The organism is Pseudomonas sp. PSPC3-2 (genome assembly GCF_049897085.1).
Lineage (GTDB): Bacteria > Pseudomonadota > Gammaproteobacteria > Pseudomonadales > Pseudomonadaceae > Aquipseudomonas > Aquipseudomonas paraveronii.
Genome location: NZ_JAFCVO010000010.1, coordinates 225,559 through 247,516, shown reverse-complemented (window position 1 = coordinate 247,516; position 21,958 = coordinate 225,559). Strand labels below are relative to the sequence as shown.

Annotated in this window: 13 protein-coding genes; 2 read left to right on the top strand and 11 right to left on the bottom strand. The window is 63.4% G+C overall.

All coding sequences use genetic code 11. The annotated features are described in order from the left end of the window. Positions 1-3: 3 nt before the first annotated feature. Positions 4-10,938, bottom strand: coding sequence for a non-ribosomal peptide synthase/polyketide synthase (locus ACP7CJ_RS18565; protein ID WP_426100990.1), 10,935 nt, complete (start codon positions 10,936-10,938; stop codon positions 4-6). Between the two features lie 256 nt (positions 10,939-11,194). On the opposite strand from ACP7CJ_RS18565, the gene ACP7CJ_RS18560 reads away from it, so the two are divergent. Further along, positions 11,195-11,401, top strand: coding sequence for a type II toxin-antitoxin system HicA family toxin (locus ACP7CJ_RS18560; protein WP_426100988.1), 207 nt, complete (start codon positions 11,195-11,197; stop codon positions 11,399-11,401). Next, positions 11,398-11,763 carry a type II toxin-antitoxin system HicB family antitoxin gene (locus tag ACP7CJ_RS18555; protein ID WP_276197736.1) on the top strand — a complete coding sequence of 122 codons (366 nt, stop codon included), beginning with the start codon at positions 11,398-11,400 and terminating at the stop codon, positions 11,761-11,763. Before ACP7CJ_RS18560 ends, ACP7CJ_RS18555 begins: the two co-directional genes overlap by 4 nt. Here ACP7CJ_RS18555 and ACP7CJ_RS18550 read toward each other — a convergent pair whose 3' ends face one another. From ACP7CJ_RS18550 to urtA, 10 genes are all read right to left on the bottom strand, one after another. Then, the gene (locus tag ACP7CJ_RS18550) at positions 11,764-12,936 is read right to left on the bottom strand and encodes an MFS transporter (RefSeq protein ID WP_276197735.1); all 1,173 of its coding nucleotides are present in this window, start codon (positions 12,934-12,936) and stop codon (positions 11,764-11,766) included. It abuts the gene before it with no gap. Between the two features lie 40 nt (positions 12,937-12,976). After that, positions 12,977-14,332, bottom strand: a complete 1,356-nt coding sequence (locus ACP7CJ_RS18545) for an MATE family efflux transporter (protein ID WP_426100986.1) — start codon at positions 14,330-14,332, stop codon at positions 12,977-12,979. A gap of 25 nt (positions 14,333-14,357) precedes the next feature. Beyond that, positions 14,358-14,930: a DUF2239 family protein gene (locus tag ACP7CJ_RS18540; protein WP_426100984.1), complete on the bottom strand. Its 573-nt coding sequence runs from the start codon at positions 14,928-14,930 to the stop codon at positions 14,358-14,360. 143 nt (positions 14,931-15,073) lie between these two features. Beyond that, positions 15,074-15,421 (bottom strand): FmdB family zinc ribbon protein, encoded by a 348-nt coding sequence (locus ACP7CJ_RS18535; RefSeq protein ID WP_253396519.1) that lies wholly within the window; start codon positions 15,419-15,421, stop codon positions 15,074-15,076. Between the two features lie 2 nt (positions 15,422-15,423). Beyond that, entirely contained in the window at positions 15,424-16,653 is a 1,230-nt protein-coding gene (gene fmdA / locus ACP7CJ_RS18530) for a formamidase (RefSeq protein ID WP_426100982.1), read from the bottom strand. A gap of 217 nt (positions 16,654-16,870) precedes the next feature. Continuing rightward, entirely contained in the window at positions 16,871-17,560 is a 690-nt protein-coding gene (gene urtE, locus ACP7CJ_RS18525; RefSeq protein WP_046383753.1) for an urea ABC transporter ATP-binding subunit UrtE, read from the bottom strand. A gap of 10 nt (positions 17,561-17,570) precedes the next feature. Continuing rightward, positions 17,571-18,329, bottom strand: coding sequence for an urea ABC transporter ATP-binding protein UrtD (gene urtD, locus ACP7CJ_RS18520; RefSeq protein ID WP_247399797.1), 759 nt, complete (start codon positions 18,327-18,329; stop codon positions 17,571-17,573). After that, positions 18,326-19,486 (bottom strand): urea ABC transporter permease subunit UrtC, encoded by a 1,161-nt coding sequence (urtC, locus tag ACP7CJ_RS18515; protein WP_426100980.1) that lies wholly within the window; start codon positions 19,484-19,486, stop codon positions 18,326-18,328. Before urtC ends, urtD begins: the two co-directional genes overlap by 4 nt. Positions 19,487-19,496: 10 nt before the next feature. After that, the gene (gene urtB / locus ACP7CJ_RS18510; RefSeq protein ID WP_010564283.1) at positions 19,497-20,414 is read right to left on the bottom strand and encodes an urea ABC transporter permease subunit UrtB; all 918 of its coding nucleotides are present in this window, start codon (positions 20,412-20,414) and stop codon (positions 19,497-19,499) included. A gap of 176 nt (positions 20,415-20,590) precedes the next feature. After that, entirely contained in the window at positions 20,591-21,799 is a 1,209-nt protein-coding gene (urtA, locus tag ACP7CJ_RS18505) for an urea ABC transporter substrate-binding protein (protein ID WP_247399793.1), read from the bottom strand. Positions 21,800-21,958: the final 159 nt, after the last annotated feature.

The following is a 21,958-nucleotide window of genomic DNA, read 5'->3' as shown; positions in this document are numbered from 1 at the left end:
GGTTCAAATCGCCTCTAGTTCGCTCAAAAAGTCACGAAGGTCATCAAAATCTTGCGCGGTACCGGCGCGGAACGTCGCCGCTGCCTGGGCATAGGCGCGCAATGATTCGGTCTGGAACACGTCCACCAACGGCACCTCCAGGCCCAACTCGGCCTGGACCCGCGAGGTGATCTGGATCGCCAGCAGCGAATGGCCGCCGACTTCGAAGAAGTTGTCGTTGAGACCCACTTGCGGCAGGCGCAGCACATCGGCCCAGATCGCGGCGATCTGCTGCTCCAACTCGGTTTCGGGGGCCACATAGTGTTGCTGCAACTGGCTTGCGTCCGGTGTGGGCAGGCCCTTGCGGTCGAGCTTGCCGTTGGGGGTCAGCGGCATCTGCGCCAGGCACATGAAATACGTGGGCAGCATGTAATCCGGCAGACGGGTCTTGAGTGCGCGGCGCAGGGCGTCGCGGAACTCGACTTCGTTGATCAAAGCGGGATCGACCGGTACGACATAGGCCACCAACTGCTTGCCGGTCGGGCCGTCCTGGGCCACCACCACGGTTTCGCCGACGCTGTCCTGTTCGCGCAGCCGCGCTTCGATTTCGCCCAGTTCGATGCGAAAGCCACGGATTTTCACTTGATGGTCGACGCGGCCGAGGTAGTCGACCACGCCATCCGCACGGCCACGGGTCAGGTCGCCGCTGCGGTAGACGCGGCTGCCGGCTTTACCGAACGGGGCCGGCACAAAGCGCTCAGCCGTTAACGCAGGACGGTCGAGATAACCACGAGCAACGCCCTCGCCGCCCAGGTACAGCTCGCCGGCCACGCCGATCGGTTGCAGGTTGAGTTGCGCGTCCAATACGTAGCCGCTGCGGTTGCCCAGCAGTGTGCCGATGGGCGCGTAAACCGCGCCGCACGGGTCGCCTCGGCGGGCCTTCCACAGCAGTGGCGTGACCACGGTTTCGGTCGGGCCGTAGCCGTTGAACAGATAAGTCGGTTTCAGCGCACGCCAAGCCAGGTCGTAGCTGGCCTGCGCCACCGCATCACCGCCGAAGCAATACACGCGCACGGCCGGTGGATTGCCGTCGCGTTCGGCATGTTCGGCCAGTTGTTGCAGGTACACCGGCGGGAACACCGCCATCGTCACGTTGTGGCGATGCATCTGCGCGTAGGTGTACTCCGGCAACCACAGGCTGTCGTCGCGGATCAGCACGCTGGCGCCGTTGATCAACGGGTGCATCCAGCCTTCGTGGGAACCGTCGAAGGCGAACGACATGAAGTGCAATTCGCAATCGGCCGGCGTGGTTTCGTAGCGTTCGCCGGTGGCGATGATGTGCGCCACCAACGGACCGTGGGCGACGGCCACGCCTTTGGGCAGGCCGGTGGAACCAGAGGTGTAGATCACGTAGGCGAGGTTGTCGCCGTGCAGCGTGACCTCAGGTGCGGTGTCGCTGTAGTCGGCCCACGCCTCGCGGTTATCAATCGCCAGGGTGTCCAGGCCTTCAGCCAGCGGCAATTGCTGCATGACCCGGCTGTGCGTCAACAACAACTTCGCATGGCTGTCCTGCATCATGTAGAGCAGGCGATCTCGTGGGTACTCCACATCCAGTGGCACGTACACGCCACCCGCCTTGAGCACGGCAAGGAACGCCACCAAGCTCTCGGCACTGCGCGGCAGGGCAATCGCCACGCGCACTTCCGGACCAATGCCACGGGCGATCAGGGCATGGGCCAGGCGGTTGGCCTGGCGATCCAGCTGAGCGTAAGTCAGGGTTTGCGCATCGAACTTCACCGCCACCGCATCAGGGGTTTCCCGTGCACGGTCGGCGACCAATTCGTGCACCAGACGCTGGGCCGAGAAGCCCGAGTCGGTGCGATCCCACAGCTGCAAAATGTGCTGCTGCTCATCACTGTCCAACAGGTTCAACTGGGCGATGCTTTGTTGCTGGTCGGCAACCATCGCCTGCAACAGGTTCTGCCAGTGTCGCGCCATGCGCTCGATGGTGGAGGCTTCGAACAGATCGGTGGCGTAACTCAGCGATGCGCCCAGTTGCTCGTCGGACTCCTCGATATCCAGGGTCAAGTCGAATTGCGCGACCGTTTCGTCCCAGCTCACCGGGCTCATGTCCAACTGCGCCAGGCGTTGTAAATGCCGGCCGGACCGGCTGACATGGTGGTTGAACGCAACCTGGAACAATGGGCTCAAACTAAGGCTGCGCTCCGGCTGCAAAGCCTCGACCAGCTGTTCGAACGGCAGGTCCTGGTGCGCCTGCGCCTCCAGCGCACGCTGTTTGACCTGGGCCAACAGTTGGCGGACGGTGGTGTGCCCATCGATCTCGGCCTTGAGCACCTGGGTGTTGACGAAGAAGCCGAGCAGGCGCTCGGTTTCCACGCGGTTGCGGTTGGCGATCGGCACGCCGACGCGGATATCCTGCTGGCCGCTGTAGCGGTGCAACAAGACTTGATACGACGCCAGCAACAGCATGAACAGCGTCACGCCTTCGCCTTGGGCCAGGGTCTTGAGAGCGTCAAGCAACGGCGCCGCCAGCGCGATATTCAAGCGCGCACCGCGATGGGTCGGCACGGCCGGGCGTTGGTGATCGAACGGCAGTTCCAGCACGGGCTGCTCGCCACCGAGCACTGCACGCCAGTACGCGAGTTGGCGGGCCTTCTCCCCGGCGTCCATCCAACGGCGTTGCCACAGCGCATAGTCGACGTATTGGATCGGCAACGCCGGCAATTGCAGGGCCTGGCCCTGGCTATAGGCGGCGTAGAGCTGCACCAGCTCGTCGACCATCACCTGCATCGACCAGCCATCGGAGATGATGTGGTGCTGCACCAGCACCAAGACATGCTCATCCGCGGCCAGGCGCAGCAGGCTGACGCGCATCAGCGGGCCCTGGCGCAGGTCGAATGGCTGGGTAACGCAGGCCTGCACCCGCGATTTGAGGGCGGTTGCGTCAATGTCGACCAAGGCCAGTTCGATCCGCGCCGACGGGCGGATCACCTGCACGGTGTGCTCGGCCTCTTGTTGCACGTGGGTGCGCAGGCTTTCGTGGCGCGCCACCAGGCTGTCGAAGGCCCGCTGCAAAGCCGCGTGGTCAAGCCGGCCCTTGAGGCGCAAGGCCCGTGGCACATGGTAGGCGGCGCTGTGCGGGTCCAGTTGCCAGAGGAACCACTGACGCTCCTGCGCATAGGACAAGGCCAGCGGTTGGTCGCGTTCAACCCGCTCGATGCGGCTGGTTTCAAGACATGCCGGCGCCAAGGTGCGGATAAAATCGCCCAGCGCCGGTTGATCGAACAGCGCCTTCAAGCCCACATCGAGGCCCAGGCCATGGCGCAGGCGTGACACCACTTGCGTGGCCAGCAGGGAATGCCCGCCCAGTTCAAAGAAGTTGTCGTTCAGACCGACGCGTTCCAGCTCCAGCACCTCGGCCCAGATCGCGGCGATCTGCTGCTCGCGCTCGCTGTGCGGTGCGCGGTACTCGCGGTTGGCGGCCTGCGGTTTGGGCAGCGCCTTGCGGTCGAGTTTGCCGTTGGGGCTAAGGGGCATGCGTGCCAGCAATTGCCATTGCGCCGGGACCATGTAGTCCGGTAGATGGCAAGCCAAATGCGCGCTGACTGCATCGCGCCAATCATCGCCAGCGTCTCGCAGCACCAGGTAACCCAACAGGTATTGGCCGTCGACCGCCAGCACTGCGGCTTCACGCACAAGGTCGTGTTCCAGCAGGCGCGCTTCGATCTCGCCCAGTTCAATGCGCAAGCCGCGCAGCTTGACTTGATGATCGATGCGACCGGCGTATTCGATTACGCCGTCATCGCGATAACGCGCCAGGTCGCCGGTGCGATACAGACGTTCGCCGTTGACGAAGGGATGCGCGATGAAGCGTTCGGCAGTCAATGCAGGACGGCGATGGTAACCCCGGGCCAGGCCGACGCCGCCCAGGTACAACTCACCCAAGACACCGACCGGGGCCGGTTCGAGGTGATTGTCGAGGATGTAGCCACCCAGGTTGGCAATCGGACGGCCAATCGGTACCGCATCGCGACCTTCATCGACGCACGTCCAGTGGGTCACGTCGATCGCCGCTTCGGTCGGGCCGTACAGGTTGTAGAGCCGGGCCTGCGGTAACTTGGCGAAGACTTGCTGCTGCGCGTCCACCGCCAGCGCCTCGCCGCTGCACACGATGCGCCGCAAGCTGTGGCAGGTAGCGACCGCCGGCTCTTGCAGGAACGCCTGCAACATCGACGGCACGAAGTGCAGCGTGGTGATGCGTTCGGCATTGATTAGGTCGATCAACCTGGCCGGCTCGCGATGGTCACCCGGCGCGGCGACCACCAGGCGTGAGCCGGTCATCAACGGCCAGAAGAACTCCCACACCGACACGTCGAAGCTGAATGGGGTCTTTTGCAGCACCGCGTCGCCGAGGTCGAGGGCGTAGGCTTCCTGCATCCACAGCAAGCGGTTGGTCAGGGCCGCATGCCGGTTGCCGGCGCCTTTGGGCTGGCCGGTGGAGCCGGAGGTGTAGATCACATAGGCGAGGTTTTCGCCGTGCAGGGCAACGTCTGGGTTGTGCTCGCGGTAGCCTTCAAAGGTTGACTCGCCCAACAGCAGAGTTTGCAAGCCTTGGGGAATCGGCAGCTGTTCCAGCAAGTGCGCCTGGGTCAGCAGCAACTTCACGCCACTGTCTTCGAGCATATAAGCCAGGCGTTCACGCGGGTAGTCCGGGTCCAGCGGCACGTAAGCGCCACCGGCCTTGAGCACCGCCAACAGGCCGACGACCATGTCGATGGAACGTTCCAGCGCCAGCCCGACCAGCACATCGGGGCCCACGCCGGCGTCCATCAAGCGATGGGCCAAGCGGTTGGCGCGGCGGTTCAGCTCGGCATAATCCAGGCGCTGTTGGCCGAACACCAAGGCGGGTGCGTGCGGCGTGCGCGCCACCTGCGCTTCGATCAACTGATGCACGCAACGCTGCAGCGGGTAATCGCGCGCCGTGGCGTTCCAGTCGTACAGCACCTGCCGGCGTGCTGCGTCCGTCAGCGACGGCAAATCCCCCAACCGCTGCGGCGTTGCACTGGCCAAGCCGTGCAGGAGGTACTGGAAGTGTTCGGCCAACTGCCGAATCTGCGCCTCACTGAACAACTGCACATCAAAGCTGAACTCGAACGCCAACGCAGCCCCTGCCCCCAGCAGCACCGTCAGCGGGTAATGGGTTTGTTCGAGGTTCTGCACGTTGCTGAAGGCCAGCCCGGCCGGCGCACCGGCGGCCAGCGCGGTGGACACCGGGTAGTTTTCAAACACCAACAGCGTGTCGAACAATGCGGCACCGCTGGCCCCGGCCCATCGCTGGATGTCGAACAGCGGCGTGTGCTCGTGTTCACGCAGGCTCAGGTTCTGTTGCTGGAGCTGCTGCAACCAGTCAGCGACCCACAGCGTCGGGCTCGGCGTGGTGATCACCGGCAACGTGTTGATGAACAGCCCGACCTGCTGCTCCACGCCCGCCAAGCCGGCGGGCCGCCCGGAAACCGTCGCGCCGAACACCACGCTGTCCTGGCCGGTGTGGCGTTGCAGCAATAACGCCCAGGCGCCTTGCACGAGGGTGTTCAGGGTGACTTTGTGTGCCTGGGCGAAAGCCTTGAGTTGCGCGGTCTGCTCGGTGCTAAGCGCCAGCTCGTAGCTGCCCTTGGCCGACGGGTGACCCGACGGCGTGCCACGCGCCAGGCGCGTCGGTTCCTGCAACGCCGTCAGTTGGCTTTTCCAGAACGCCTCGCTGGCCGCCGCGTCCTGGGCCTGCAGCCAACCGATGTAGTCGCGGTAATGCCCTTGCAGTGCCGCCAACGGCAGCCCGGCGTAGTGCTGCAAGACCTCGCCGAATAGCTGCGCGCGGCTCCAGCCATCCAGCAGAATGTGGTGATTGGTGTAGATCAGGTGAAAGCGATCGACACCGGTACGCACCAGTTTCAGGCTCAGCAGCGGCGCGTGTTCCAACACAAAACCTTGCGCCCGGGTCGATTCGCCCAAGGCATCCAGTGCTGCCTGCTGATCTGGCCGGGCCTGCCAGTCATATTCGGCGAACGGCAAACCGAGCGTGTGATACACCGCCTGCAGCGGCTGCGCCTGGGCATCCTGCCAGACAAACCCGGTGCGCAGCATGTCGTGCCGCGCCAGTGCGTGCTCCCAGGCGCGCCGGAAACGCGGCACGTCGAGGCCGTGGATGTCGGCGCGCAGTTGGCTGACGTAGATGTCGTCCTGGCCCTGTTGGTACAGGCTGTGGAACAGCATGCCCTGTTGCATCGGCGACAGCGGGTACAGGTCCTTCACCTCTCTGGGCGACAGCGCCAGGTCATCCAGTTGCTGCTGGGTGAGGCGCGCCAGGTCGACATCGACGGGGGTGAAACCGCCGTGTTGCGGGTCGACGCAGTGTTCGATCAGGGCCAGCAGTTCGCGCCGGTAATCGTCCACCAGGCCTTGAATGGTCGAAGCCTCGAACATCTCGCGGCTGAAGCCCCATCGCAGCGCAAGCTCGCCGCCGTACACCTGCCCTTCCACCGTCAGCCAGTTGGCCAACGCTGCTTCGGGGTCCTGGGCCTGGCCACTGCCCTGGTTGGCCGGCACCCACAGCGCCGACTCATTGAACTGGCGGTCGAACTGGCCCAGGTAGTTGAAGGTGATGCGCGGTGCGCCAAGGCCTGCGAGGGATTCGCGCGCCTCGGGCGTACCGAGGTAGCGCAACACACCGTAGCCCAGGCCTTTGTCGGGCACGGCGCGCAGTTGTTGCTTGACCGATTTGATCGCGCTCGACAGCTCGCCGTCGCCTTGCAGGCGCACCGGGAACAGGCTGGTGAACCAACCGACCGTGCGCGTCAGGTCGAGCGCATCGAACAGGTCTTCGCGGCCATGCCCTTCCAACTGGATCAGCGCAGCGGGCTGGCCGCTCCAACGACTGATCACCCGCGCCAAGGCCGTCAGCAGCAGGTCGTTGACCTGGGTACGGTACGCCGCCGGGGCGTCGTGCAGCAGTTGGCGGGTCTGTTCGGCGTTAAGGCGCATTTCGAGCGTGGTGCCCAGGCGGTTTTGCAGCCCGCCCTGGGGGTTGTCGCACGGCAGATCGGCGTCCAAGGACTGTGCCTGCCAGTAAGGCAATTGCGCGTTGAGCGTTGGCGCGTAGGCCTGCAGTTGCTGTGCCCAATCCTGGTAGGCGCTGGTTTTGCTCGGCAGCGTTTGCGCGCGGTACGCCTGTTGCAGGTCTTCGAGCAGGATGCGCCAGGACACGCCATCGACCACCAGGTGATGCACCACCAGCAACACGCGCTGGCTGCCATCGGCCAGGCTCACCAACGCCGCGCGCACCAGCGGGCCTTGTTCGAGATCGAGGCTGCGTTGGGCTTCGTCACACAGCGCCGCCAGTTCGGCGTCGCTCGCAGCGTGGGATTGCCACAACACCGACGCCGCGACTGGGGCCACATGAACTTGCCGCCAGCCGCCGGCCTGCTGGGTAAAGCGCAGGCGCAGGGCATCGTGATGGTTGATCAATTGCGTTAAGGCCGCGTCCAGCCGTGCAGGTTCCAGCGCCTCACGCGGGGTCAGCAGCAACGACTGGTTCCAATGCTCACGCGCCGGGATCGCCTGGGCGAAGAAGCCCTGCTGCACCGGCGTCAGGATTACTTCACCGCTGACCGGGCCTTGGTCAATCGCAGTCGCCAACTCCTGGCTCGCCACCAACGCCAGGCTGCGCACGCTCTGGTACTGGAACAGGTCGCGTGGGCTCAGGCGAATCCCCGCCTGACGGGCGCGGCTGACCACCTGGATGGAGATGATTGAATCACCGCCCAGTTCGAAAAAGTTGTCGTCCAGGCCGACCTGCGAAATGCCAAGCACATCGCTCCAGATCGCAGCCAGGGTTTGTTGTACGGGCGTTTCCGGGGCGCTATAGGTCTGCTGCGCGGCGGCGTCCGGCAATGGCAGGGCCTTGCGATCCAGCTTGCCGTTGGCGGTCACCGGCAACTGCGCCAGGGCGATCAGATGCGTCGGCACCATGTATTCCGGCAGCCTGCCGAGCAGCCAGGCCTTGAGGTCAGTCGGCGCTTGGCCGTCCAGGACCAAATAGGCCACCAGTTGTTTGCCGCCATGCACCAGCACCACCGCTTCGCGCACGCCGGGGTGTTGCAACAGGCGCGTTTCGATTTCGCCGAGCTCAATGCGCAGGCCGCGCAGCTTGACCTGATGGTCGAGGCGGCCGAGGTATTCAATCACTCCATCGGCGCGTTGGCGCACGCGGTCGCCGCTGCGATACAGGCGTTCGCCAGCAATGAACGGACTCGGCACAAAACGCTCGGCGGTCAGCGCCGGGCGACGCTGATAACTGCGCGCCAGGCCCGTGCCGCCGAGGTACAGCTCGCCGCTAACGCCGGCCGGCACCGGGTTGAGTTGCGCGTCGAGCGCGTAGGTGGCGAGGTTGGCGATCGGCCGGCCGATGGGCACGCTGGCCGCGCCTTCGTCGACGCAGGTCCAGTGAGTCACGTCGATAGCGGCTTCGGTCGGGCCATAGAGGTTGTACAACGCCGCGTTCGGCAGTTTGGCGAACACCTGGTTTTGCGCGTCCACGGGCAAGGCTTCACCGCTGCACACGATGCGCGTGAGGCGCCTGCAACGTTGCACGCCGGGCTCATGGATGAAGGCCTGGAGCATCGACGGCACGAAGTGCACGGTCGTGATCGCCTGCGCGTCGAGGGTTTCGATCAGTCGCGCCGGCTCGCGGTGTTCGCCAGGCGCTGCGACCACCAGGCGTGCGCCGGTCATCAGCGGCCAGAAGAACTCCCATACCGACACGTCAAAGCTGAACGGGGTTTTCTGCAAGACCGCATCGCTGGCATCCAGGCCATACGCCTGTTGCATCCAGCACAAGCGGTTGACCAGCGCACAATGGCTGTTACCGGCGCCCTTGGGTTGGCCGGTGGAGCCGGAGGTGTAGATCACATAGGCGAGGTTCAGCGCGTGGATCGGCACCGCTGGCGCCGCGCGGCTGTAACCGTCGAGCCACTGCGCCGCCTGGTCGAGGGCAATCACCTGCAGGCCTTCGACGGGCAGCAACGGCAACAGGCTCTGCTGGCTGAGCAGTAGGCGCACGCCACTGTCTTCGATCATGTAGGCCAGGCGCTCACGCGGATATTCCGGGTCCAGCGGCACGTAGGCGCCGCCGGCCTTGAGGATCGCCAGCAGGCCGACCACCATCTCGACCGAGCGCTCGACACAGACACCGACCAGCACATCGGGGCCGACCTGCTGCTCGCGCAAGGCATGGGCCAGTTGGTTGGCGCGGGCCTCGAGTTGGGCATAGGTCAAGGTGGTGTGGCCAAACACCAGCGCCGGCGCATCCGGCGTGCGCTGTACTTGGTCTTCGATCAAATGGTGAATGGCGCGCTCGGTCGGGTACGCCTCGGCGGTCTGGTTCCAGGCATGCACCCCCACGTGTTGTTCGTCGGCGGCCAGCATCGGCAACTCGCCAATGCGCTGTTCGCCGTCGGCGACCATCGCCTGCAACAGGCTGATCCAGTGCCGCGCCATGCGTGCGATGGAGGGCGCGTCGAACAGGTCGTTGGCATAGGTCAGCGCGGCCTGCAGGGTGCCGGCTTGTTCATAGGTGTCCAGGGTCAAATCGAACTGAGTGGTGCGGCCTTGCCCCTCGACCAGGGCCAGTTCCAGGCCGGAAGCGGTACGGACCGAGGCCATGTCCGCCACCACCGGCTGGTGGTTGTACATCACCTGGAACAGCGGCGTATGGCTCAGGCTGCGTTCGACCTTCAGCGCTTCGACCAGGCGTTCGAACGGCAAATCCTGGTGAGCCTGGGCGCCCAGGGCGTGCTCCCGGATGTCCTGCAGCAGCTCGGCGACACGGGTCTGCCCGGTGAGCTCGGTGCGCAGCACCTGGGTGTTGACGAAAAAGCCGATCAACCCTTCGACTTCACTGCGGTTACGGTTGGCGATCGGCACGCCGATGCGGATGTCGCCCTGGCCGGTATAGCGATGCAGCAATACGTTGAACCCGCCGAGCAGCAGCATGAACAGGGTGACGTTGTGTTGTTGCGCACAGCGGCGCAGTTGCGCGGCCAGGGCTGGCTCAATCGCGAAGGAATGGCGCGTGCCCAGGTAGCTGGGCATGGCCGGGCGCGGACGATCGGTCGGCAACTCCAGTACCGGATGCTCGTCGCCCAGGCGCGCTTGCCAGTATTCGAGCTGACGGGCCTGCTCCCCCGCTTCCAGCCAACGGCGCTGCCACAGGGCGTAGTCGCTGTATTGGATCGGCAATGGCGGCAGTTGCGGTGCCTCGTTGCGCTCATGGGCGTCGTAGCAGCGGATGAACTCGTCGATCAGCACGTTCATCGACCAGCCATCAGAAACGATGTGGTGCAAGGTCAGCAGCAAGACGTGCTCCTGCGCGTCCAGCTTGAGCAATTGCACGCGCAGCAGCGGGCCGTGCTCCAGGTCGAACGGCAGCAGCGATTGACCGATGAGCGCATCGTTGACCGCCTGCTCGCGCTCGGCGGGGGCCAGCGCGCTCAGATCGAGCGGCTCGACCGCCAACGACGGCTCGACCGCGACTTGCACCAGGCGCTCATCGGCCTGGCGCTGGAACACCGTGCGCAAGGTTTCATGGCGCGCCACCAGACTGGAGAACGCCTGCCGCATGGCGCTCAGACTCAATGCGCCCTTGAGCCGCACCGCCCCCGGCAGGTTGTAGGCGCCGCTGGCCGGGTCGAGTTGCCAAAGGAACCACATGCGCTGTTGCGCGTAGGACAACGCCTGGCGATCCGCCGCCTCCACCCCTGCCGGAATCGGGAACCGGGAAAAATCCACCCATTCCTTCTGCAGCGCCTGCAGGAACAGTTGGCGTTTTTCCAGGGGCAACCCGATAAACCGGCGAGCGAGTTTCAAGGAGTCTTCAGCATTCATTTCTTGGAGTCCGGAGCAATAGGCGGGAAGCACAAAGGCACGTCGTCCCTATAAAACGAACCGGACAGGCAAAAATTAGCGGGGGGATGGCGGGCGTCGAGCGACGCGTCATCAGGGGTTACATCAATCTCGGGAAAGGCGCACGAAGTCGGGCTAGCATTGACGCACACCACATCGTGCAACTAAATTTAGTTACACGCGGTGAACGCCGTGTCCAAAAAAAGAGAAGCTGCTAGCCAAATTGCTCAACGAGCACATGGCATTTACCTGGCCCGAGCGCGTCACGCTGTTGCGTCGCCTTGGCTACACGCTGATCGAAGGCGCTGGAAGCCGCGTCAAGTTCGACATCGGTGACCCGAGTGCAATGATCACGTTGCACAAGCCGCACCCCGGCAACGAACTGAAGCACTACATTCGGCGCCAGATCATCGAACAATTGAAATCAGGAGAACTGATTCAGTGAACAACCCACTCAAACACAAAGGCTACATCGGCTCTATCGAAGCCAGCCTCGACGACAACTGCCTGTTCGGCAAAATCCTGTTCATCAAGGCGCTGGTGAGCTACGAAGGGAAAACCGTCGCAGAGCTGGACGCGGCCTTTCGCGAGGCCGTGGATGACTACATCAAGACCTGCCAGGCCCTGGGGCAAACGCCGGAGAAGCCGTGCAAAGGCTCGTTCAATGTGCGCGTCGGCCATGACCTGCACCTGGCGGCCGCGCTGGCGGCGAGCCGTAAAAAAGTCACGCTCAACGACCTGACGCGCCAGGCGCTGAATGAGTTTTTGCTACATCACTGCGCCGAACCGGCCCCGGCGATTGGCTGACTAGCCCAACCGCCGACTGCCCAACACGGCCGCGCCGAGCACCACCGCTCCCGCCGCCAGCGCCACCCAGAAGCCGCTGGCCGCGCCGAAGTGGTCGATCATCCAGCCGGAGCTGGCGGCACCGATGGCTACGCCGATGCTCAGGCCGGTGATCAGCCAGGTCATGCCTTCGGTCAGGCGGCTCGGCGGCACGATCCGCTCCACCAGGGCCATGGACACGATCAGGGTTGGGGCAAAGAACAGCCCGGAGATGAAGATTGCCACCGCAAGGCCGGGGATATTGGTCACCAGCAACAACGGCAAGGTCGTCAACGCCGTGGCCACCCCGCAGAACAGGAACTGGCGAGGCAACGCGGCTTTGAGCTTGAGGGTGCCAAAGGCCAGACCGGCCAGACACGAGCCGATGGCATACACCGACAGCACAATACTTGCCGCCGCCGGTTGGCCCTGGTGCTGGGCAAAAGCGACGCTGACCACGTCCACCACACCGACAATCACCCCCATGGCCAGCAACAGGATCATCAGGATCAACACCGAAGGCGAAGCGATCAGCCAGCGGTCGTGATGATCATGGCGTTCATGCACGGGCGGCTCGCTCTGGCGTTGCATCACGAACGCAGTGACGCCGACTGCCAACAGCAACGCCGCCACCAAAGGCCCGGCCTCCGGAAACAGCACCACGCTCAACCCCACCGAAATCGGCGGGCCGATGATAAAGCACACCTCGTCGAGCACCGACTCCAGGGCAAACGCGGTCTGCAGCTTGGGCTGGCCCCGGTACAACTCGGTCCAGCGTGCCCGCACCATCGCCGACATGTTGGGCATGCAACCGGCCAGCGCGGCGAACACAAACAACACCCAGTTCGGCGCCTGCAAACGCGTACTCAGCAACAGCAACAACAATGCCCCACCGCCGAGCAGCGCAGCGATCGGCAACACCCTGCCCTGGCTGTAGCGGTCGACCAGCCGTGACACCTGCGGCGCACAAAATGCCGTGGCCAGGGCGAACACCGCCGCCACCGAGCCGGCCAGGCCGTAGCCGCCATGCACCTGCGAGAGCATGGTAATCACGCCGATACCGGTCATGGAGATGGGCATGCGCGCGAGCATGCCGGCCAGTACGAAAGCCCGGGCGCCGGGCGCCTGGAACAATTCGGCGTAGGGATTTGCCATGACTGAAACGCCTTCTTTCCTTGATTTGCGCAACCTTTTATCACACCAACCGGGTGATCTGTTTATGCCGCCACACCAGCCGGTAATACGCGGTCTGCAAACCGAGCATCGCCAGGTACGTCAGCGGAAACGCCATCCACACCCCTTCCAGGCCGAACTGCGCATTGAGCAGGTAGGCCACCGGCAATTCCACGCCGAGCACACAGAAGATCGAAATCGCCACCGGCATCAGCACGACGCCGCTGGCGCGCATGATCCCGCCTATCACGGCCTGGAAGCCGAACACCAGAATGCTCCACAGCATGATATGCAGCAGGTGTTCGGCCTTGATCCGCGCGGCGTCGTCGGTGATGAACAGGCCGAGCAACCAGTGCGACAGCAGGTAGCCGAGCAGGATCAGGCCGCCGGTCAGGCAGGTATTGATCAGCAACCCGGTGCGCAGGATCGGCCCGATACGTTCCAGGCGCCCGGCACCAATCGCCTGGGCACCGAGGATCGACGCAGTAATGGCAATCGACAGCGCCGGAAACTGCACATAGTTGACGATCTGCGTCACCGCGCCATAGGCCGCCGTGGCCTGGGAGCCGTGGCTGTTGACCAGGGCCAGGATGACCAGCTCCGACAGCGACAGCACCACCATCTGGAGTCCGGTGGGCAGCCCAATGCGCAAGACTTTGCCGAGAATCAGGCGGTCCAACCGCAAGGCCGCGAGCAATTCGCGGTCCGGCGCCATCACATGGTTTTTATGCCGCAGGCGCAGGATCAGATACAGCATGGCCGCTGCGTTCCCCACCAGGCCGGCATACACCGCGCTCTGGATTCCCATGGGCGGCAGGCCGATCCAGCCGCGGATCAGCGCTGGCGTCAGCAGCAGGCCGACGAACGTCGAGACCATCAACGCCAGCAACGGCGAAACCGTGTCACTGACACCGCGCAGCAACTGGGTGTAGAGAATAAACACCAGCAGCAGCGGCATGATCAGCATCATCACCTGGGCATAGCCTACCGCGTCGTCCAGCACGTCCCCCGGCGTGCCCAGCGCCTGGAGTGCCGGACGCGCAAACAGACTGCCGAGCACCGCCGCAACCAAGCCCACCAGCGCGCCCAGGGTCAGGGTGGCGCCGGTGATTGCCTTGACCATATGGATTTCCCGGGCGCCCCAGGCCTGGCCGATCAACACCGAGGCCCCCGCCCCCAGGCCGATCACCAGGGCGATAAAGAAAAACACGATGGGGAACATCCCCGACACCGCCGCCAGCGCCTGGGTACCGAGCATTTGCCCGACATAGATGCCATTGAGCGTGCCGGAAAAGCTCTGCAGAAAGTTGGACAGCACCATCGGTGCGAGGAAGATCAGGTAGATCTGCCACAGTGGGCGTTGTTGGGTGACTTCCATGGTAGTTCGGGTCCCTGGATGATAATCAGGCAGTAAAAGCGTTGCGCGACAGCCAGGCCAGGTACGTCTGCACGTCCACCGGCCAGAGCGCGATCTTATTGGAAAAGTCTGCGGCGTCCTGGGCAAACAGCGCCCGCGAGGCCTCTTCGAAACCCGGCAGGTCACCGCCGATGGCGCTCATGAAACGATAGCTGGCCTCCTTGGCCTGGCGCATTTGATCACGGCAGGCATGGGCATTGCGCGCTTCATCCACCAACCGCCGCAACGCGGCCGACGCACCGCCACGCTGCTGGCCCAACCACTCCCAGTGGCGCGGCAGCAAAGTGACTTCGCGGGCGACCACGCCCAGCTTGGGGCGCCCGACCGTAGGGGCCGCGGGCGGCTCATCTTGCGCCTCTGCGGGCGCGGGTAGCGCGGCTGCATAACCTACGGGCCAAGGGTAATCGACCTGGGCGCCGCTGGCATCGTCGAAGACCAGAAAGCTGCCGGAGGGCAGGTCAAGGCCCGCCAACACCTGGGCAACGTGGGCATAGGGGCCGTCCACCACACGTTGGTGGTGAACGAAAGCGGTGCAACGAGGGGGGGTTTGCGAATCCATGTTTTATACCCGGGTAGTATTTGTTTTACCCGGATTATATTAGTCAAAAATATTCAGACTGCAAGCCTATTGCACAGAAACCAGCCACCGGTCATCCGGCTGTCGCCATCGCCCAAGGCATGACGCATTGCAACGCGCCGGGTCTAGTGACTGATCATCCACGGCCGTGGCCCGGTTTTGGTCTTGAGGCCCAGCGGGTTAGCCTTGCTCGGTTCAACCTTTTTACTGGCGCCGCAGCAGCCGCATCCCGCTGGATGTCGGCGGTTTTCCTGGTACTCGCCGAGCGTTTGCGGCGCGTGGGCGCTGCGCTCGTTGCCGGCGATGGCCTTGCGCTGGTTGGCCGACAGCGTTTGCAAGGCCGGGGCCGATACCCGCAACTGCCCCCCCGGCCCTGCGCAGTACGGGCACTGGCTGGGTTCGTTGCGCTGGGCGATCGGCCGCAACATCGTGAACGTACCGCACGCCTCGCAGGCGTATTCGTAGGTCGGCATGGCTACAGGTCCGGGGCGATGGGCAGGTCGACGCTGCCGTCGAGGAACCGGGTCGGGCCGTTGGCGTTGGGGTTGATATCGAACTCGAAGATTTCCGTAGGCAGCCACAAGGTCGCGCATGCATTCGGAATATCCACCACGCCGCTGATATGCCCCTGCACCGGTGCCGAGCCGAGCACCGCATAACCCTGGGCCGGTGAGTAGCCGAACTTGGTCAGGTAGTTGATCGCATTCAGGCACGCCTGGCGGTAGGCGACGTTGACGTCCAGGTAATGCTGCTGGCCCTGTTCGTCCACCGAGATGCCCTCGAAGATCAGGTAATTCTGGTAGTTCGGGGTGATCGGGCTCGGCTTGAACACCGGGTTCTTGATCGCGTACTTGGCCATGCCGCCCTTGATCAGCTCGACCTTCATGTGCACCCAGCCGGCCATTTCGATGGCGCCGCAAAAGGTGATTTCGCCGTCACCCTGGCTGAAGTGCAAGTCGCCCACCGACAGCCCGGCGCCGTTGACGTAGACCGGGAAGAAGATCTTCGAGCCGCGAGACAAGTCCTTGATATCGCAGTTACCGCCATGCTCACGCGGCGGCACGGTGCGCGCGCCCGTGGCGGCGGCATCGTCGCGGGCCTGGCCCTTGAGCTTGCCCATGTGCGCGGTGGCGGCCAGCGGCGCGTTGGCCAGCGGCGGTACGCGGGTGGGGTTGGTGTCGATCAGTTCCTGTTCGCGGCGGTTCCAGTCGGCGAGCATCACCGGGTCCGGCAGGCAGCCGATCAGGCCAGGGTGGATCAGGCCGGCGAAGTTCACGCCTGGAATGTGCCGCGAGCGGGTGAACATGCCCTTGAAATCCCAGATCGCTTTTTGCGCACTGGGGAAGTGATCGGTGAGAAAGCCTCCGCCGTTCTGCCGCGAGAAGAAGCCGTTGAAGCCCCACTGGGAGTCGGCCTTGGCGCCAATGTCGAGCAAGTCCACCACCAGCAAGTCGCCGGGCTCGGCGCCGTGCACACCCACCGGGCCGGACAGGTAATGCACGGTGGACAGGTCCACATCGCGCACGTCGCTGGCGTCGTCGTTGTTCTTGATCGCGCCGGCGGTCCAGTCGTAGGTTTCGAGGATGAAGTCATCGCCCGGCTTGACCCAGCAGGCCATCGGGATGTCCGGGTGCCAACGGTTGTGGATCTGCTCGTTTTCGGTGACGGGTTGGTTGAGGTCGACTTTGATCAGCGTTTCGGTCATGGACTGGCTCCTGGACGGATGGCTTGTGGCGTTGAAACCAGTCTCGGGGAGCGGGGTAAAACGGGGAATACGTTGGATGACGTATAAAAAGGTTGCTTGGAATACGCAAAAAATGTGGGAGCGGGCTTGCTCGCGATGGCGGTCTATCAGTCACAGTTTGATTGACTGATAGACCGCCATCGCGAGCAAGCCCGCTCCCACAGTTGACCTGTGTGGTTTAGACGGACAGGTAGCGGCTGATCGTCGCCTCGTCGACCCGGTCCCGCGTCTCTTCGATCACGAAGCGGCCCTTTTCGATCACCAAAAAGCGGTCGGCGATTTCCAGGGTGAACGACAGCACCTGCTCCGAGACCACGATAGTCAGATCGCGCAGGTTGCGAATCTCCTTCAGCGTGCGTGCAATGTCCTTGATGATCGACGGCTGAATGCCCTCCGTCGGTTCATCCAGCAGCAACACCTTGGGGTTGGTCGCCAGCGCCCGCGCAATCGCCAGCTGTTGCTGTTGCCCGCCGGACAGGTTGCCGCCTTTGCGCGATTGCATGTCGTACAGCACCGGGAACAGCGCGTACAAATCCTCCGGCACCTTGCCCCGCGCGGAGGCCGGCAGGCCGGTCTGGATATTTTCCAGCACCGTCATGCTCGGAAAAATCATGCGGCCCTGGGGGACATAGGCAATCCCGCGCTCGACCCGTTCATGGGTTTCCAGCGCCGACACGTCGTGTCCGTCCACGCTGACCTGGCCTTTCCACTGCGGCAGGATGCCCATCAAGCTCTTGAACAACGTGGTCTTGCCCATGCCATTGCGGCCCATCACCGCGACGATCTCGCGCTTGGCCACGTTCAGGTCCAGGTCGTGGAGGATCTGGCTCTGCCCGTAGCCGCATGACAGCTGGTCGATCTTGAACATGCCGGACTCCTCAGTGGCCCAAATACACTTCGATGACTTTCGGATTGCTTTGCACCGACTCCATGCTGCCCTCGGCGAGCACCTTGCCCTGGTGCAGCACCGTGACTTTGTGCGCGATGCTTTTGACAAACTCCATGTCGTGCTCGATCACCAGCACCGAGCGGCCCTGGCTGATGCGCTTGAGCAGTTCCGCCGTTTGCGCGCGCTCGTTGACGCTCATGCCGGCCACGGGCTCGTCGAGCATCAGCAGCTCGGGGTCCTGCATCAGCAGCATGCCGATCTCCAGCCATTGCTTTTGCCCGTGGGACAGCAAGTCCGCCTGTTGTTGCAGCAACTCGCCAAGGAAGATCTCCCGCGCCACCTCTTCCACCCGTGCGATCACCTGGGCATTGCGCTTGAAAAACAGCGCGCCCCAGACCTTGCGACCCGCCGGGTAGGACATCTCGAGGTTCTCGAACACCGTGAGGTTTTCGTAGATCGACGGGTTCTGGAACTTGCGCCCGACCCCGGCGCGCACGATGTTGTACTCGCGCATTTTGGTCAGTTCCTGGCCGTCGAACTGGATGCTGCCGCTGGTGGCGCGGGTCTTGCCGCAGATCAGGTCGAGCACCGTGGTCTTGCCGGCACCGTTGGGGCCGATGACCACGCGCACTTCGTTGCGGTCGATATACAGGTTGAGGTTGTCGACGGCCTTGAAGCCGTCGAATGACACGGTCAGGCCTTCGATGGCCAACACCGGTTTGTTCATTTCAAAGCCGACGGCGGTCATGGCTGGGTCTCCAGGATTTTGCTTTCAGCCTTGGGCTTGACCACCGGCGCCACGGCTTTCATCGGCGGTTGACGGCGCAACAGTCGGGCCAATGCCTGCCGACCATGGCTGTCCCACAACCCGGCCAGGCCATTGGGGAAGTACATGACCACGGCGATAAACAGCCCGCCCATCAGGTACAGCCACAGCTCGGGAAAGGACTCGGAAAAGTAGGTCTTGCCGTAGTTCACCAGCAGCGCGCCATACACCGCGCCGAGCAGTGACATGCGCCCGCCCACGGCGGCAAAGATCACCATCTCGATCGACGGCACGATGCCGACGAACGACGGCGACATAAAGCCCACCTGCAAGGCGAACATGGCGCCGCCAATCGCCGAAAACGCCGCAGCCACGCAGAACACGAAGATCTTGAAACTGGCCACGTCATACCCGGAAAAGCGCACGCGCTCTTCCTTGTCGCGCATGGCCATCAGCAGGCGGCCGAGTTTGGACGCGAGAATGAAGCGACCGATAAAGATGCAGCCAAACAGCAAGCCGGCGTTGATGAAGTACAGGATCAGCTTCGCGCTGTCGGTGCGCAGGTCCCAACCGAGCAAGGTCTTGAGGTCGGTGATGCCGTTGACGCCGCCGGTCAGCCCTTGCTGGCCGACGATCAGTACCGTGAGGATCAGCGCAATCGCCTGGGTCACGATGGAAAAATACACATCGCCCACGCGCCGTTTGAACAGCGCCGTGCCGATGATAAAAGCCAGCAGCACCGGCACGGCGACCACCGCGACGACGGTAAAGCCAAAGCTGTGAAACGGCTGCCACAGCCAGGGCAACTCGGTGATCTGGTTCCAGTCCATGAAGTCCGGAATGCCCGGTGTGGACTGGATCTTGGTGCTCTGCGGGTCCGACGCCTCCAGCTTGAGGAACATCGCCATGCAGTAGCCGCCCACCCCAAAGAACACGCCCTGCCCCAGGCTGAGAATGCCGCCATAGCCCCAGCACAGCACCAGCCCCACCGCGACAAACGCGTAGGTCAGGTACTTGCCGACCATGTTCAGCCGGAACGCATCCAGGGTCAGGGGGAACACCACGAGAATCAGCAACGCCAGCAGCACGATGCCGATCAGGTTTTGCTGGCCGCCCAGCAGCTTGTCTAAAGCCTTCATCTGCTCGCCTCTACTTGCGCACTTTGATGGAGAACAACCCTTGCGGGCGCAGCATCAGGATCAGAATCACCGAGGACAAGGTCAGCACCTTGGCCATCGAGCCACTCAGGAAAAACTCCGACAGCGATTGCGTCTGCGCGATCACGAACGCCGAGGCGATGGTGCCAAACAGGCTTTGCGCGCCGCCGAACACCACGACCAGAAAGGTGTCGACAATGTACTGCGAGCCCGCCGTCGGCCCGGTTGACCCGATGGTGGTGAACGCCGCACCGGCCACCCCGGCCACGCCGCAACCGAGGGCGAAGGTCATGCGGTCGACCTTGCGCGTATTGATCCCGACCGCGCGGCTCATCAGGCGGTTCTGCACCGTGGCGCGCACCTGCAAGCCCCAACGCGAGCGGTACAACATCAGGAAGATCGCCGCCGTCAGCAGCACGGTCAGGGCCATCATGAACAGGCCGTTGCGCGGGATTTCAATCGCATCGGTGAAGTTCACCGAGCCCATCAACCAGGCCGGTGGCTCGGCGCTGACTTCGCGGGCGCCGAACACCGAGCGGAAGGTTTGCTGCATGACCAAAGACAAGCCCCAGGTCGCCAGCAACGTGTCCAGCGGCCGCTTGTACAAGCGACTGATCATCGCCCACTCGACCAACCAGCCGACGGCGCCGGCAACGAGGAACGACAGGGCAATGGCGAAGAAGAAGTAATAGGGTTGAAAGCTCGGCGCAAAGTGCGCGGTGAGGCTGGAACACACGTAGGTGGTGTAGGCGCCGATGGTCAGGAATTCACCGTGGGCCATGTTGATCACGCCCATCTGGCCGAAGATGATTGCCAGTCCCAACGCCATCAGCAACAGCACGCAGAACACGGACAAACCGTTGAACCCCTGCATCGCCGCGATGGCTCCAAATTCCGATAGCCATTCCATGATGATGGTCTCCTACAGAGAGATGAAATGCAGTCTGCTGTTGCTCTGTGTGGGAGGGGGCTTGCTCCCGATAGCGGTGGTTCAGTTATAGAAATGTCGACTGACACTCCGCCATCGGGGGCAAGTCGAATCGTCGCACCGCCCCTCCCACACTTAGATCTCTTTATGCCTGGGGGTTATTGGTAGCCCTTTGGAAACGGATTCGGTTCGATCAGATCCGACTCGTAGATCACCTTGAACTGGCCGTTCGGCAGCACTTCGCCGATGCGCGACTTGCTCCACAAGTGGTGGTTCTCATGGACCTTCACATAACCTTCCGGCGCGGTTTTCAGCTCGATGCCCGGTGAGGCGGCGACAACTTTATCCACGTCGAAACTGCCGGCCTTCTCCACCGCCGCTTTCCACAGCCACGGGCCGAGGTAGGCCGCCTGGGTCACGTCGCCGATCACTGCATCCTTGCCGTACTTGGCCTTGAAGGCTTCGACGAAGGCTTTGTTGTTCGGGTTGTCCAGGCTCTGGAAGTACTTCATCGAGGCGTAGAAGCCGGCCATGTTTTCGCCGCCGATGCCGAGCAGTTCGTCTTCGGTGACCGACAGGGTCAGCAGGGTTTGCTTGGACGCGTTCACGCCTGCCGCGTTGAGTTGTTTGTAGAACGCCACGTTGGAACCGCCCACCACGGCGGCGAACACCACGTCAGGTTTTTTCAGCTTGACCTTGTTGATCAGCGAGCCGAACTGGGTGTTGCCGAGTGGGTAGTAGTCTTCGCCGACCACGCTGCCGTGCAGTACGTTTTCAATGTGCTTGCGGGCGATCTTCATCGACGTGCGCGGCCAGATGTAATCGGAGCCGACCAGGTAGAAGGTCTTGGCGCCTTTGGTCTTGGCGATCCAATCCAGGCTGGCGAGGATCTGCTGCGTGGCTTCCTGCCCGGTGTAGATCACATTTTTCGACTGTTCCAGGCCTTCGTAGAAGGTCGGGTAGTAGAGCAGGCCGTTTTCTTTCTCGAAGATCGGCAGCACGGCTTTGCGCGAGGCCGAGGTCCAACAACCGAACACGGCGGCGACTTTGTCGTTGACCAGCAGCTTCTTGGCCTTTTCGGCGAAGGTCGGCCAGTCGGAGGCGCCGTCCTCCTGGATCACTTTGATCTGGCGTCCCAGGATCCCGCCCGAAGCGTTGATTTGCTCGATAGCCAGGCGTTCGGCCTGGATCGAGCCGGTCTCGGAAATCGCCATGGTGCCGGTGGCCGAGTGCAACTGGCCGACGGTGACTTCGGTGGGCGTCACGGCCAAGCCTTCGTTATCGGCCAGCACGCCCTGGCTGAACAGGCTGGCCGCCAGCAGCGACAGAGCCAGCAGCGGTGTGGAGCGGATCAATCGTGGTTCCATGGGGCGACTCCTGTGCAATGAGGGCTCCAGCATGGCGGCGGCAGGCAATCGCGGGTATACGCAGCCTGACGTAACGCAGTACGTCATTTGACGTATGCCGTTGCGCACCAATGCAGGGCAGGATCGCGTCCGCCCAGCCACTGCGATCCCCTGTGGGAG

What these genes read in the sequence shown, in the direction of transcription:
- ACP7CJ_RS18565 (WP_426100990.1), bottom strand. Translation starts at nt 10,938, where the DNA reads ATGAATGCTGAAGACTCCTTGAAACTCGCTCGCCGGTTTATCGGGTTG.
- ACP7CJ_RS18545 (WP_426100986.1), bottom strand. Translation starts at nt 14,332, where the DNA reads ATGGAAGTCACCCAACAACGCCCACTGTGGCAGATCTACCTGATCTTC.
- ACP7CJ_RS18540 (WP_426100984.1), bottom strand. Translation starts at nt 14,930, where the DNA reads ATGGATTCGCAAACCCCCCCTCGTTGCACCGCTTTCGTTCACCACCAA.
- ACP7CJ_RS18560 (WP_426100988.1), top strand. Translation starts at nt 11,195, where the DNA reads ATGGCATTTACCTGGCCCGAGCGCGTCACGCTGTTGCGTCGCCTTGGC.
- urtC (WP_426100980.1), bottom strand. Translation starts at nt 19,486, where the DNA reads ATGAAGGCTTTAGACAAGCTGCTGGGCGGCCAGCAAAACCTGATCGGC.
- fmdA (WP_426100982.1), bottom strand. Translation starts at nt 16,653, where the DNA reads ATGACCGAAACGCTGATCAAAGTCGACCTCAACCAACCCGTCACCGAA.
- ACP7CJ_RS18550 (WP_276197735.1), bottom strand. Translation starts at nt 12,936, where the DNA reads ATGGCAAATCCCTACGCCGAATTGTTCCAGGCGCCCGGCGCCCGGGCT.
- urtE (WP_046383753.1), bottom strand. Translation starts at nt 17,560, where the DNA reads ATGTTCAAGATCGACCAGCTGTCATGCGGCTACGGGCAGAGCCAGATC.
- urtA (WP_247399793.1), bottom strand. Translation starts at nt 21,799, where the DNA reads ATGGAACCACGATTGATCCGCTCCACACCGCTGCTGGCTCTGTCGCTG.
- ACP7CJ_RS18535 (WP_253396519.1), bottom strand. Translation starts at nt 15,421, where the DNA reads ATGCCGACCTACGAATACGCCTGCGAGGCGTGCGGTACGTTCACGATG.
- urtB (WP_010564283.1), bottom strand. Translation starts at nt 20,414, where the DNA reads ATGGAATGGCTATCGGAATTTGGAGCCATCGCGGCGATGCAGGGGTTC.
- urtD (WP_247399797.1), bottom strand. Translation starts at nt 18,329, where the DNA reads ATGACCGCCGTCGGCTTTGAAATGAACAAACCGGTGTTGGCCATCGAA.